A 13,467-nucleotide genomic window follows, 5' to 3' on the forward strand; every position below is an offset into this window, starting at 1 on the left:
CCCCCCCCCCGTAACTAAAGCTTGAATACAGAAAATGCCTCGGCGCAGTCCTTTGTGAGACTGTGCCGAGGCATTTCTATGAGCATTTTCGAGGCGAGCCGCATCAACGGGCTCGCGCTAATAATCCCTGCGGAAGTAGCTATTTCAGAGGCAGCCCGCCTAGAAACAGACCGTGGTCACCGGCAGCGAGGAGTCCGTCGTGAAGTCCACGCCCGAGGGCTCACGACCGGCGGCGACCAGGCGAGCACCCAGCGCCGCAACCATCGCGCCGTTATCGGTGCACAGGGTGAACTTCGGGATAATCAGGCGCACCCCCTCGGAGGCGCATCGGGCGGCAAGCAGCTCACGCAGGCGCGAGTTAGCCGCCACGCCACCGCCGAGCAGCAGGGTCTTCATGCCCTGCTCGCGGCAGGCAAGCATCGCCTTCTTGGTGATGACGTCCACGACCGCCTCCTGGAAGGACGCGGCGATATCGGCAACCGGGACCTCTTCACCGGCCGCTTCAAAGCTTTCAATCACGCGCGCCACGGCGGTCTTCAGACCGGAGAAGGAGAAATCGTAGCGGTGTGCGCCGGGCTCCTCGGCGGTGCCCATGAACTTGCGGTTCGACAGACCGCGCGGGAACACGAAGGCGTTGCGGTTACCCTCGGCGGCGGCGCGGTCAATCGCGGGGCCGCCCGGGTAGTCCAGGCCGAGCAGTCGGGCGACCTTGTCGTAGGCCTCGCCTGCGGCATCGTCGAGGGTCGCGCCGAGCAGGCGCACATCGGAGGTAATGTCTCGCACCTGCAGGATTTCGGTGTGACCGCCAGAGACCAGCAGCGCACCCAGACCACCGGAACCGGCATTCGCCAGCAGGTCGGAGCCGTCTTCGGTGCCGTTGTCCTCCAGCAGGCCAACGCCAACGTGGGCGACCAGGTGGTTAATGCCGTAGAGGGGCTTGCCGGTGACAATAGCGAGCGCCTTCGCCGCGGAGACACCCACCATGAGTGCGCCCGCCAGGCCGGGGCCAGCGGTGACGGCGATAGCGTCCACCTGATCGAGGGTGATGTCCGCTTCGGCAAGTGCCGCCTTGAGGGCGGGGATCATGGCGTCCAGGTGAGCTCGGGAGGCGATTTCGGGGATCACGCCGCCGAAGCGCACGTGCTCTTCCATGGAGGAGGAGATGGTGTTGCTGAGCAGCTGTGCACCGCGCACAATGCCGATACCGGTCTCATCGCAGGAGGATTCGATGCCCAGAACGAGGGGTTCGCGAGTGCTCATAGTCTATCTTTCTGTTGCGCTGTCTGCGCGTAGTGCTTCTAGTTGCAGTGATATAAGGATGCTGTGATGTAGGGATGCCGCGGCATAGAGGGCAGCGGATACTCGCCCCTATCGCATGGGTTGCCGTTTAGCCCAACGGAGCATTTAGAACGTACATTCCATAATGATGGCGTCGGTTCCGTCATCGTAGTAGCCGCGACGTACGTGAATCGCACGGTAGCCGTTGCGTTCGTAGAGGCGCTGGGCGCGCGGATTGTCGGCACGCACCTCCAGCAGGATGCGCTCGGCACCCTGCTCGCGGGCACGCTCGTGCATCTGCTCAAGCATGGCGCGGCCGAAGCCGTGGCCCTCGTACTCGGGGAGCACTCCGATGGTTTGAACGTCGGCAGTGTCGGCTACGACCATGGTTCCGCAGTAGCCGATGGCACGCCAGCCGCCCTCGTTATCTTCCGAACCTTCTGCAGGTAATTCGAGCATGTAGTAGGTGCGGGTCGGGTGGGTCAGCTCTTCGAGGAACATGTCGATGTGCCAGGCGTCGGCGGGAAACAGGGCGGTTTCCATGCGGTGCATGGCCTGCACGTCGGCAAGTTCGGCAACGCGCAGGCGGGCGCCCAGTGCCAGATTATTCAGCGCCAGGTTATTCAGTGCCAGGTCGTCTCGCACGATATTGTCGGTAGCGCTCATTTAGTTCTCCTTCTGCGCGGCATCCTGTGCAGCGGTCTGCTCGGCCTGCTTCTGCTGGCGGGCGAGCATTGCGGCGGGGACCTTTGCGTCCGAGTCGCGCAGGTACTGGGCGGAGGTGTCCTCGCTCAGGTTCTCTACGCCCAGGCGCGCCGCGGCGGCAACCAGGTACTCGGCGTGGGGGTGAACCCCGCGGGCAGATTCGACGATGGTCCAGCCGTGTTCTTCGAGGGCCTCGGAGTACAGGCCAGCACCGTAACCGTAGGCGTAGGAGGGAGCCCCACCGGGCAGAATTTTGGAGGCGGGGCATACGTTCGGGCCGTCCACCAGGCTGTAGCCTTCGCCGTTCACGCGGTAGCGGGCGGAGTAGACTTCGCGGCGGCGCGCGTCGGAGAGTACGAGCAGCTCAGTACCTTCTACAGGCTCAGCACCTTCAGCAGAGGCGAACGCTCGTTCTACGTTCTCTTCACCGGCAGCCGCGCCAGACACAGCACGCTCAGCCAGCGCGGTCAGGCTCATCATGCCGTACACCGGCACCGACCAGGCAAAACCCAGAGCGCGCGCAGTAACGATACCGGCGCGAAGACCCGTAAAAGGTCCCGGACCGGTACCGGTCAGAATCGCATCCAAATCTTCGCCGCGCACGCCAGCGTCCTGCAGGGCCGCCTGCGCGTAGGGGCCCATCACCTCGGCGTGGGAGCGGGTATCTTCACTCTCGTAGCGGGCGAGGATTTCGAAGGACGCACCGGCTTCGGAGCCGTGCACACGGGCGAGCGCCACAGATGCGGTGGCGGATGAATCAAGGGCAAGTACTAGCACCCTATCATTCTAACGCGCGGGCTCTAGGCGCTCTGCAGGGCCTCTTTCAGGGCGTCAAAAGCGTGCTCCCAGCGGGGGCCGAAGGCACGCACCCGCAGCAGGCGAGGTTCGGGGGTGTCCGCTTCCTCGTCGCTTTCGTCCTCGTCTTCGTCGTCCCAGCTGAACTCTTCGGCGCCCGAGTAGGCGAAGCGTGCATCCGCACCGGTCAGGCGGGTAAAGTCCAGCTCCAGGCGGGAATCGCTCAGGTGCTCAGCCTTATCGCGGCCCCACTCGATGACGGTCACAGAGCGCGGCAGGGAGAACTCCAGATCCAGGTCGTCGAGCTCTTCGGCACTGGAGAGGCGATAGGCGTCCACGTGCACCAGGTCGGGGCCGCCGGGTCGGGGTCCGTCCGGCAGGTTCGGGTGCACGCGCGAGAGCACGAAGGTCGGTGAGATAACGCCTTCGCGCACGCCCAGGCCTTCACCCAGGGAGCGGGTGAACGTGGTCTTGCCCGCACCGAGCTCGCCCGAAAGCAACAGTACGTCCCCTGCGTTCAGGTGCTGCGCCAGGGTGAGCGCCAGGCGGCGGGTATGGTCGGGGCCGGTCACATCCAGGTCGAGTGCGGCAGAAATATACTCAGCGCTCATTAGCCCTCCTGCTCCTGCCCGGTACCCCACAGCTCGTTCAGCTCAGCTTCAACCCAGGAGCCGCCAACGTAGAGGCGCTCCACGCGGGACGAAATGCGGGTCACGATTTCGTAGTTAATGGTCTGCGCGGCATCCGCCCACTCTTCCACGGGCGGGTTCTCACCGGCACCAAAAAGGATGGCGGGCGCACCCAGGTAGCCCAGGGCGGGGTCGCTCAGGCCGGGTTCGCCCAGGTCAACGACCATCTGGTCCATGGCGATGCGGCCGACCACGCGGTAGGTCTTACCTTCCGTATTGTTAGGCACGGAGCCGTTCTCCGCGTTCTGCGCGCCCGGGTAGATGCGCACCGGCGCGTTCTCCGCAATGCGCGGCACGCCGTCAGCGTAGCCGAGCGGCACCAGCGCCAGGGTGGTTGCCTTGGGAGTGTGGTAGCGCAGACCGTAGGAAACGCCCTGACCTGCAGGAACTTCCTTCACGGCGGCAATGTAGCTGCCCACCGTCATGACGGGCTTCAACCCCAGGTCCTCAGCGGTCACCTCCGGCAGCGGGGAAAGACCGTACAGCGCGAGGCCGCAACGCACGCCGTCACCGAGCAGACGCTCCTCCGTGTCCCAGCCCTCCAGCGAGGCGGTCAGGGTCGCCGGGGAGTTCGCCAAATGCACGATCTTCGGGGCCAGGCCAGCCTCACGAGCCTGAGTCACAAAAGTATCCAGAGTGTCGAGCTGCTGAGCAGTCTCGGCGCGGGTCGGCTCATCAGCAACCGCCAGGTGGCTAAAAATACCCTCAACAGTAATCAGCCCAGACTCTTCCAGGGAGGCGGCGCGAGCCACCAGCGCGGGCCAATCCGCCGCGGTAGCACCGTTACGACCCAGACCGGTATCAGCCTTAAGATGCACGATAGCGCGCTCGCCGGTGCGTTCAGCGGCGGCGGCTACCGCCTCCAGGTCCCAACCGGAAACGCCCAGGCGGACCTTCTCCTGCAGTGCCGCCTCAAAATCAGTGGAGGGGGTGTGCAGCCACGCCATGAGCGGCGCCTCAATACCGTCAGCACGCAGTTCCAGCGCCTCATTCACGTGCACCACACCCAGTAGGTCGGCACCGGCGGCAATAGCCGAACGTGCCACCGGGTACGCGCCGTGACCGTACGCGTCCGCCTTAATCACTGCAATGAGCGCACGGTCGCCAATAAGTTCCTTGAGGCGGCGCACATTATGTTCTAGCGCATCAAGGTCAATGGTGGCGCTTCGCTCTGCCTCTGCCGGGGTGCAGGGCGGGCAGTAGAGCGGTTCGGCAGGCTGCTGAGGGTGAGTCATGGTCCTTCACGGTCCTTCTGACGGGCGGGTACTACAGGCTGCGCTTGGGCAGCCTCTTTTCTACTAAATTCTAGACCTCCCGGTGTGCGAAAGTCCTGTCGCGCTACACTAGGTCAGGTACACCTTTGAGAGAGGAAAGCATCGATGAGCACTCTGCCGCCGGTTCGGACGGTTCACGTGTATTCCATGCACACCGACCCTTTTGCGCAACCCGGTAGCGGAGATGCAGGCGGCATGAACGTCTATATTGCCCGGTCGGTGCACGCCATGCTGGAGCTCGATCCGGAGCTGCGGGTTGAGGTTTTCACGCTGGACCGCGGTGAGGCGCTTCCGGCTGATTCGCCGTTCCGTCAGCCTCCTCAGCCCGGCGAGCGCATTGTGCGCCACAGCCTTGATATTCCGTCTGCTCGTGGTCTTTCGAAGAACGAGTTGGCTACGGTCACCGATGATTTTGCGCAGGCGTGTGTGGAGCAGGCACTGTACACCCCGGATATTATTCACGCCCACTATTGGCTGTCTGGTCAGGCTGCGGCTCGCGCATCCCAGCTGTGGTCGGCTCAGGGCACTGGCTTCCCGGTCCCCGTTCTTTTCACTCCGCATACGACGGCTGCCGCCAAGGATGCGCGCCGCGGCGAAGGTGAAGCACCCGAGCCTGAGGAACGATACCGCGCCGAGCGTCTGATGAGTAGCTCCGCGAGCCGGGTGATTGTGAATACTCCCCTGGAGGCGCAGCAGATGGGCGAGTACTACGGTACGGACGCGCAGAAGCTTGCCATTATCCCGCCGGGTGTTGACACCTCGATTTTCCATACGATTCCTGGCGTGCATCCGCTCAATGACACCTCGGAGACTCGTTGCCGCATTGTGTTTGCCGGTAGGCCTCAGCCGTTGAAGGGCCCGCATCTACTGGTGGAGGCGCTCGCGCTGCTCCCCTCCGATCTGCAGGTGAACGTGGATATTATTGGTCGCTCCGATTCGGATTATGAGCGCCGCCTGTTGCAGCGCGCAGCTGAGCTGGGTGTGGCAGATCGGGTGCATTTGAAGGACCCGGTTCCGGCGTCTGAGTTGGCGAATATTTTCCGTGCCGCCGACATTGTGGCGTCCCCGTCGTCGTCTGAGACGTTCGGGTTGGTGGCTCTGGAGGCGCAGGCATGCGGCGCGGCGGTGCTCGCTACGGATGCTGACGGTCTGCGTTATGCGGTGGAGAACCACCGTACGGGTCTGCTGGTGGCGCCTCGTACTCCGCAGCGTTGGGCTGCGGCTATTGAGCGTCTGGTGCGTGCCCCGTATCTGCGTCATTCGTTGGGTGCAAACGCCGCGGCGCGTGCCCGCACGATGGGTTGGGAGCAGACGGCGCGTAAGACCCTGGAAGCTTATGCCGAGGTACGTGAGGGTATCTCGCAGTAATGTATTTTTCACGTTGTGAGGAGTTTTAATGTCTTTCTCGATGAGCCGCGATGAGTTCGCCGCGTACCTGGATTCTGTGCGTATTACCGGCGAGGTGGCAACCGCCCGAGAGAATAACCTGGACCATATTCAGGGTTTCCTGGACGGTAATGAGCACCTTGAGTTTGGTGTGCAGTGGACCCGCGAATGGGATTACGATTCGGTGTTTGAGGTGATGGTCCGCCGCGCGGGTCTGAACCCGGATCGTTCGCATACTCACGGTCAGGACACTATTGGTGCCAAGCAGTGCATCAGCGCGCTGGAGGAGTACGCCCGCATCTTCGGTGAGGCGGTGCGTGCGGGTTCTCGTATTCTGTTTGCGACCGGTCACCCGGCGGGTCTGTTCCCCATCTATGCGGTGATGGCTGCGGCTGCGAAGGCTGCCGGCGCTGAGGTTCTTCAGATTGAGGAGGGCGAGCGCTTCCTGGACGGCGATGTCCGTCAGATTATGGATGTCGTGATGTTTGAGCAGTACGGTAATCTGCAGCATACGCATTTCCCCGGCCCGATGCGCATCGCGCTGGATCAGTTGAAGGCGCGCGGTGTGACTCCGGATCTGGTGGTTTCAGATCACGGTATGGCTGGTTATGCGTCCTCGACCTGTAAGCTGCTGACGATTGGTATTGCGGACTGTAATGACCCGGGTCTGTTTGTGGCGGCTGAGCAGGGGGACCTGCCGGTGTGCGTGCCGATGGACGATAACGTTCCGCCGCGTCGTTATGAGCCGATGATTGATTTTATTTTGGATCGTGCGGGGCTTGAGCGTCCTTAATGTCCCTTTTACACCGTGTGTGTAGGGTTTGTTGTTGAGCCTCCGGGGTTTGTCGTTTTATATGCCGGTTATTGTTTTTCTGCAGGCGTGTGAAATAGTCTGGTGTTTTTAGGAGTTTCTTAGCTTCACTAGGCATTCTTCTCGGGGGCTCTTATTCTCTTCTTTTTCTGTGATTGATTTCATCACGCGGGAGCGACTTTACGGCTTTATTCTTCGAGACGTAAGACCCCCGACCCCGTAGAATAGTTTACGGAACACGTTTATGCGCTCTGTGGGTTCATATAACGCTCCACTAGGCGTCTAACCAGCGCCTTTACCGTAATCTCTGCCATTATTCACTCAGCAAGATTAAGGGTTCACTCATTCATTCAGAACATAGACTAGGACACGTCTCCCTTACACCGATAATTAGGGGTAAATGTGCCTATTCGCCGCTCTCAGTCCACGACACAGGACAAATTTCCGGGGAAGATTACACCGTTGAAAGTACAAGATCGTCTTAAAAAAATGTGGGGTGCAGACTTCGTCGTCAAGCGAAGCTGGCATCCCAAGGTTCAGCGCGCCCTTTACTTTGGCGATTTTCTCGCCATTGTTATCGCGGTTGTCGCTGCGCATCTGATTCGTTTCGGGTGGGAGAATGCTGACCTGCCCTATGTGAACGTTTGGCCTATTAACGCCTTGGATGGCCGTATTCCCGCTATTGATTACATTTTCCTGGGCGTCGGTATGGTCATCGGCTGGTGGTTTATCCTCCAGGTGAACGGCTCCCGTAGCCTGCGCATCATGGGTTTCGGCAACGAGGAGTACCGTCTCATTACTCGCGGTAGCACCTATTTCTTCTGCCTGCTGATTATTGTGGCGTTCTTCCTCAAGGTTGACGTCACCCGCATGTACTTGTTGATTGCTTACCCGCTGGGTCTGTTCCTTCTGCTCGTTGAGCGTTGGCTGATTCGTCAGGGTCTGGTGCGTTCGCGTACCCGCGGTCGTGCGCTCACTCGCGTCATGATTATTTCTGATGTGACGACCGGTCAGCACCTGTATAAGAACCTGGAGGGCGTGGTTGCTTCCGGTCTGTCCCCCGCTGCGTTCTATCTGCCCGGTTTCACCCCGGGTACCACTGTTGCTGGCGCACCGATTCCGGTGCTTGGTTACAGCACTTCTCCGGCTGACATTATGGATGCTATCCGCGAGAACGATATTCATATGGTTGCTGTTACGAATGGTCACCACTTGAGCCCGGATCAGGTTCGCCTGCTGGGTTGGAAGCTGGCTGATGCACATATTTCGCTGATTATGGCTCCTGCGACGACCGATATTGCTGGTCCGCGTATGCACATGCAGCCGTTGAACGGTCTGCCGCTGGTGCACGTGTCGACTCCGCGTATTACCGGCCTGTCGGCGTTCTTCAAGCGCACCGTGGATGTTGTGTCTTCGGGTCTGGGTTTGATTCTGCTCTCTCCGCTATTCCTGGTGGTGGCACTGCTGGTGAAGCGTGATGGTGGCCCTGTCTTCTTCCTGCAGAGTCGTGTGGGTCTGAACGGTGAGCTTTTCAAGATGGTGAAGTTCCGTTCGATGCGTACTGACGCTGAAGAGGTCAAGAAGCGCCTCATGGAGCAGAACGAGGGTAACGGCGTGCTCTTCAAGATGAAGGACGACCCGCGTATTACTCCCATTGGTAAGTTCATCCGTAAGTACTCGATTGATGAGCTGCCTCAGCTGTGGAACGTGTTCATTGGCGATATGTCGCTGGTGGGTCCGCGTCCTCCGCTGGTTGAGGAAGTTGAGCAGTACGAGGACATTGCGTACCGCCGTCTGCTGGTGAAGCCGGGTATTACCGGTCTGTGGCAGGTTTCGGGTCGTAGTGATCTCTCCTGGGAAGAGTCGGTTCGTCTGGATCTCTACTATGTTGAGAACTGGTCGCTTACCGGTGACTTCATTATTCTTCTGCGTACTGTCCGTGCGGTTTTCGCTAAGGAAGGCGCGTACTAAGAAGGATGGTGGGAGTTTCTCCCGCTGGTTCGTATGCCGGTTTTTAGTGATGCTGTCCCGGCACAGGCAGCTCGGCATCGTGTATTGATATAAGCGCGTTGAAGGGGCGTGAATCCATTTCCGGTGGATTCACGCCCCTTCTGTGTGCCCAGGGTATCTGGTCAGCTCTTCGCTTCTAGACAAGCGTCAGAACATCAGGGCGCTAGTTCCGCTCCCCTATTCGGCGATGAGGCGTGCGATGACTTCGGGGAGCATCTGCGCAACGCGGGTTGCGGGTGCCGGGCCGGGCAGAGCGTCCTTGACGCTTCCGGTGGCGCTGGCGCGTGCTGCTTCACCATGCAGGTAGACTGCGAGCGCGCCGATGGAGGCGAAGGTGCAGCCTTCTAGGGCTTCTCCGCGGGCGTCGAAGGCGGCTACGGTTTGGGCGAGCAGGGCGCCGTAGATGCCGGTGAGGGTGTCACCGCTGCCTGCGGTGGCGAGCCAGGGGCTTCCTCCGGCAACGCTGTAGGTGGCGCCGTTGGGTGCCGCAATGAGCGTGTAGCCGCCCTTGAGCATGACGGTGGCGCCGGAAAGTTCGGAGGCGGCGCGTACCCAGCGGAAGGGTTCTGCGTCGATATCCTTGCGGCTGGGTACGATGGCGTCACCCAGGTGCTTCTTCCAGGTTTCGGGGGCGAGCTCGTGCACGATGCGCAGGAAGCGTTCGAGCTCTGCGGCGTGCGGGGTGAGGATCTTGTGGGAGCCGAGGTGCTTACCGGTTGCCAGGTATTCTGCCGCCAGGTCGCAGGCGCCCGCGTCGAGGATGGCGGGTTCGGGCGAGTGGAGCAGGTAGCGGTTCTTATCCAGCGAGTCGTGGCTAGAGCCAGATCCGCCGGCCCAGACGGTGACCCTCTGCAGGGCGGGGGCGCCGCTGAAGTAGACGGTTTCGGGGTTGTGAGCAATCATGAGCTGGCGTAGCTCGTGAGAGTTGGCGTTGAAGCGGACCATGCCCACGCCGGTGTTGAGGGCTGCGCGTACACTCATGAGGGCCGCGCCGGGGTATTCGAGGCTACCGGTGAGCATGCCCAGTACGCCGCGGGTGTACTTGTGGGAGTGCTCGTCGGGTACTTCGATGAGCTCGCGGTAGTCTTCGCGGTCGAGAACGCGCAGGGCGGGCTTGTGGGAGTTGAGGGCTTCGGGAACGCCCAGGTCGTAGAGTTTGATGTCTCCGGAGTGGACGCTGTGGCAGGTGCCTGCCGGTAGCTTGTGGCCGATGAAGGTGACGGTGCGGTCGGCGCGCAGGGAGGGTTCGTGCACGGTTCCGCGGTTGTTGTCGACTCCGGAGGGGGTGTCTACTGCGAGGACTGCGCCGAGCTTACCGTCGAGCTGCGCTGCACGGAGTACGCCCAGGTATTCGCCGGCGCTACCGCGTACGGCGCCGCTGGAGCCGGTACCGAGGATGCCGTCAATGGTCAGGTCGTAGCCGGTAAGGTGTTCGAGGGTGTGTTCGGGGTCGAGTACGCGGGTGCCTTCGCCACCTTCGCGGGCGATGAGTTCGAGGTTCTTTTCGCTGGGGTCGAAGATGACTGCGTCAACGCGGTGGCCCTTGGCGCTGAGGCGGGCGCCGGCGTAGATGGTGTCTGCGCCGTTGTTGCCCGGGCCGATGAGGAGCAGGATTTTGGCGTTTTCTGTGCCGTGGAGTAGCTCCTGCGCTTCGGCTGCGACGGCGTCTGCGGCACGTTGCATGAGGTAGCCGTCGTAGTCGACGGCTTCGATGTAGGGCTTTTCTGCTTCGCGTACCTGGGAAGCAGTGTAGATGAGCTTCATTGCTGTCTCCTTGGGTGGCACCGTGCGGGCCTTAGGGGTCACCTGGTTGTGGTGTTGGTGTGACTCTGCGTTAGTCGTCGGTGTCGTCACCGGCGATGACGCTGAGTCGGTAGCTTTCGGGGTTGAACTTTTGCAGGTGCGCCAGTTCTGCGTCGCTGAGGTATTCGGCGGTTGCGATGGCGATGGCCATGGGTTCGTCGTGGGTCAGCGAGAGGTGAATGCGGTTGATGCCGAGTTCTTTGGCTCGGCGGGCGATGGTGCCCTGAATGATGAGGTAGGGCTGGCCGCTTTCGGCGGTGGCGACTTCGCAGTCTTGCCAGTTGAGTCCGGCGGGTGCTCCGAGTACTTTTGCGACTGCTTCTTTAGCGGCAAATCGTACGGCTTGGGAGCGTACGTTCCGGGTGCGTTCGTTGGGGGTGAAGACGCGGCGGACGAAGGCTGGTGTTTCGGTCACGATTCGCTCGAATCGTTCAATGTTGACGGTATCTACGCCGATTCCCATAATCATGAGCTTCACCTTTTACGGTAGGGGTGGTAACCGCGTCCTGTTTGCGGTTTCTCTTGTTTTAAGTCTAGCGAGATTCGTTTCTTTTAGGTGGGATAGCGTCAAATATGACGCATGGTTGATGCCTGTTTCACAGCGTCATTTTTTGGTTACTCCACGAATAACCGCCTAAGTAAACGACAAGGGCGGTGGTTGAGTTCTTAGAGAACTCAACCACCGCCCTTTCGTTATCGCCGAGGCAATTTCCGAGGATTACTCCAGATGATTACTTCTGAGGATTACTCCACGGTCACGGACTTTGCGAGGTTACGCGGCTGATCAACGTCCAGGCCCTTAGCTTCTGCCAGTGCGCATGCGAAGATCTGCAGGGGCACGGTTGCCAGCAGGGGCTGTAGCAGCGAGGGGCATGCCGGGACGGTGATGAGGCGGTCTGCGTAGGGCTTGACGGCCTCGTCGCCTTCCTCGGCGATGACGATGGTGAAGGCGCCGCGTGCGCGCACTTCCTGGATGTTGGAGACGACCTTGCCGTGCAGGGAGTCGCGACCATTTGCGGAGGGAACCACCACGATAACCGGCTGGCCTTCATCGATCAGTGCGATGGGGCCGTGCTTGAGCTCGCCTGCTGCGAAGCCTTCAGCGTGGATGTAGGTGATTTCCTTGAGCTTGAGTGCGCCTTCCATTGCGACGGGGAAGCCCACATGGCGGCCGAGGAAGATCACGGAGAAGGCATCCTTCATTTCGACGCCCAGTTCCTTGACCTGGGTGTCGTTGTCGATGACCTTCTGAATCTTTGCGGGCATGTTCTGCAGCTCGGCGAGGATCGAAGCGATTTCGTCCTTGTACTTGTTGCCGCGCAGCTGTGCCAGGTACAGGCCGAGCAGGTATGCTGCGGTAATCTGTGCCAGGAATGCCTTGGTGGATGCCACTGCGATTTCGGGGCCTGCGTGGGTGTACAGCGCAGCGTCGGATTCGCGGGGCAGGGTCGAGCCGTGGGTGTTGCAGATGGAGATAACCTTTGCGCCCTGTTCACGTGCGTGGCGCACTGCCATCAGAGTGTCCATGGTTTCGCCGGACTGCGAGAGTGCCACGATGAGGGTCTTCTCGTTCACGATGGGGTCGCGGTAGCGGAACTCGTGTGCGAGCTCGACCTCGGTGGGGATGCGGCACCAGTGCTCGATGGCGTAGCGTGCCACCTGGCCTGCGTATGCTGCGGTACCACATGCAACAACGATGATCTTGTCAATCGAGCGCAGCACCGAGTCGTCGATGTTCAGCTCGTCGAGGGTGAGGTTGCCGTTCTCGTCGAGGCGGCCCATGAGGGTCTGTTCAACTGCGGTGGGCTGCTCGTGGATTTCCTTCTCCATGAAGGAGTTGAAGCCGCCCTTTTCGGCTGCTGCTGCGTCCCATTCGATGTGGAAGGGCTTGCCCTCTGCGGGGTTACCTTCGAAGTCGATGATGGAGTAGTCAGTGCCGGTGATGGTCACGATCTGGTCCTGACCCATTTCGACGGCTTCCTTGGTGTAGTCAATGAACGCGGAGACGTCAGAGCCGAGGAAGTTCTCGTTCTCGCCCAGGCCGATAACCAGCGGGGAGTTGCGGCGGGTTGCCACAACGCGGTCCGGGTGGTCGGCGTGGATAGCCAGGATGGTGAATGCACCTTCGAGGCGGTTGGATGCGACGCGTACTGCCTCGGTGAGGTCACCGGTACCGAGCTTGTTGTAGATGCTTGCGATGGTTGCTGCAGCTACCTCGGTGTCGGTCTGAGATGCGAACTCTACGCCTTCGGCGAGCAGTTCGGCACGCAGTTCTGCGAAGTTTTCGATAATACCGTTGTGTACGACGGCGAGGCGGCCGTTGTCGACAACGTGGGGGTGAGCGTTGTTGTCAGTGGGTCCACCGTGGGTTGCCCAACGGGTGTGACCGATACCAATCTGGGAGTCAGGCAGGGGGTGTTCCTTGACCTCGTTCTCAAGGTTCAGGAGCTTACCAGCCTTCTTACGGAATACGATGCCGTCGGGGCACACGAGTGCCACGCCAGCAGAGTCATAGCCGCGGTATTCCTGACGGCGCAGACCTTCGAGGACCACATCGTATGCGTTGTGGTCAAACTTGTTACCGTCCGGAGCAGTGTCCAGACCTACATATCCTACGATTCCACACATGCTATAAGTTTATCCCACAAGTATCCAGATATGCGCACGGTGAAATACCGTTATGCGTCACGTTTAATGTGGCTTTCCTAGCTTTTCA

The 13,467-nt window shown here is 60.7% G+C and carries 11 protein-coding genes; 3 read left to right on the forward strand and 8 right to left on the reverse strand.

Annotated elements, in window-relative coordinates:
- Positions 1 to 159: 159 nt before the first annotated feature.
- From tsaD to alr, 5 genes are all read right to left on the reverse strand, one after another.
- Entirely contained in the window at positions 160 to 1,260 is a 1,101-nt protein-coding gene (gene tsaD, locus HMPREF2884_RS01735) for a tRNA (adenosine(37)-N6)-threonylcarbamoyltransferase complex transferase subunit TsaD (protein WP_070615077.1), read from the reverse strand.
- 144 nt (positions 1,261 to 1,404) lie between these two features.
- Positions 1,405 to 1,944 carry a ribosomal protein S18-alanine N-acetyltransferase gene (rimI, locus tag HMPREF2884_RS01740; RefSeq protein WP_070615079.1) on the reverse strand — a complete coding sequence of 180 codons (540 nt, stop codon included), beginning with the start codon at positions 1,942 to 1,944 and terminating at the stop codon, positions 1,405 to 1,407.
- Complete coding sequence (gene tsaB, locus HMPREF2884_RS01745; protein ID WP_070615081.1) at positions 1,945 to 2,760, reverse strand: tRNA (adenosine(37)-N6)-threonylcarbamoyltransferase complex dimerization subunit type 1 TsaB; 816 nt, start codon at positions 2,758 to 2,760, stop codon at positions 1,945 to 1,947.
- A gap of 23 nt (positions 2,761 to 2,783) precedes the next feature.
- The gene (gene tsaE / locus HMPREF2884_RS01750) at positions 2,784 to 3,389 is read right to left on the reverse strand and encodes a tRNA (adenosine(37)-N6)-threonylcarbamoyltransferase complex ATPase subunit type 1 TsaE (RefSeq protein ID WP_070615083.1); all 606 of its coding nucleotides are present in this window, start codon (positions 3,387 to 3,389) and stop codon (positions 2,784 to 2,786) included.
- Positions 3,389 to 4,702, reverse strand: a complete 1,314-nt coding sequence (gene alr / locus HMPREF2884_RS01755; protein WP_070615087.1) for an alanine racemase — start codon at positions 4,700 to 4,702, stop codon at positions 3,389 to 3,391. The genes tsaE and alr overlap by 1 nt, the downstream gene beginning before the upstream one ends.
- Positions 4,703 to 4,846: 144 nt before the next feature.
- Here alr and HMPREF2884_RS01760 point away from each other — a divergent pair, with 144 nt between their 5' ends.
- From HMPREF2884_RS01760 to HMPREF2884_RS01770, 3 genes are all read left to right on the forward strand, one after another.
- The gene (locus HMPREF2884_RS01760; RefSeq protein WP_070615088.1) at positions 4,847 to 6,109 is read left to right on the forward strand and encodes a glycosyltransferase; all 1,263 of its coding nucleotides are present in this window, start codon (positions 4,847 to 4,849) and stop codon (positions 6,107 to 6,109) included.
- Between the two features lie 28 nt (positions 6,110 to 6,137).
- Positions 6,138 to 6,920 carry a phosphatase gene (locus HMPREF2884_RS01765; RefSeq protein WP_070615091.1) on the forward strand — a complete coding sequence of 261 codons (783 nt, stop codon included), beginning with the start codon at positions 6,138 to 6,140 and terminating at the stop codon, positions 6,918 to 6,920.
- A gap of 507 nt (positions 6,921 to 7,427) precedes the next feature.
- Positions 7,428 to 8,909 (forward strand): sugar transferase, encoded by a 1,482-nt coding sequence (locus HMPREF2884_RS01770; protein ID WP_070615092.1) that lies wholly within the window; start codon positions 7,428 to 7,430, stop codon positions 8,907 to 8,909.
- Between the two features lie 216 nt (positions 8,910 to 9,125).
- Here HMPREF2884_RS01770 and HMPREF2884_RS01775 read toward each other — a convergent pair whose 3' ends face one another.
- The 3 genes from HMPREF2884_RS01775 to glmS all read right to left on the reverse strand — a co-directional run bounded on the left by HMPREF2884_RS01775 (position 9,126) and on the right by glmS (position 13,379).
- On the reverse strand, positions 9,126 to 10,712 hold the full coding sequence (locus tag HMPREF2884_RS01775) for a bifunctional ADP-dependent NAD(P)H-hydrate dehydratase/NAD(P)H-hydrate epimerase (RefSeq protein WP_070615095.1): 1,587 nt from the start codon (positions 10,710 to 10,712) through the stop codon (positions 9,126 to 9,128).
- Positions 10,713 to 10,782: 70 nt separating this feature from the next.
- Positions 10,783 to 11,220, reverse strand: coding sequence for a holo-ACP synthase (locus tag HMPREF2884_RS01780; RefSeq protein ID WP_005505045.1), 438 nt, complete (start codon positions 11,218 to 11,220; stop codon positions 10,783 to 10,785).
- A 275-nt stretch (positions 11,221 to 11,495) separates the two neighbouring features.
- On the reverse strand, positions 11,496 to 13,379 hold the full coding sequence (gene glmS / locus HMPREF2884_RS01785) for a glutamine--fructose-6-phosphate transaminase (isomerizing) (RefSeq protein ID WP_070615100.1): 1,884 nt from the start codon (positions 13,377 to 13,379) through the stop codon (positions 11,496 to 11,498).
- Positions 13,380 to 13,467: the final 88 nt, after the last annotated feature.

It is taken from the genome of Rothia sp. HMSC073B08, assembly GCF_001812975.1.
Lineage (GTDB): Bacteria > Actinomycetota > Actinomycetes > Actinomycetales > Micrococcaceae > Rothia > Rothia mucilaginosa.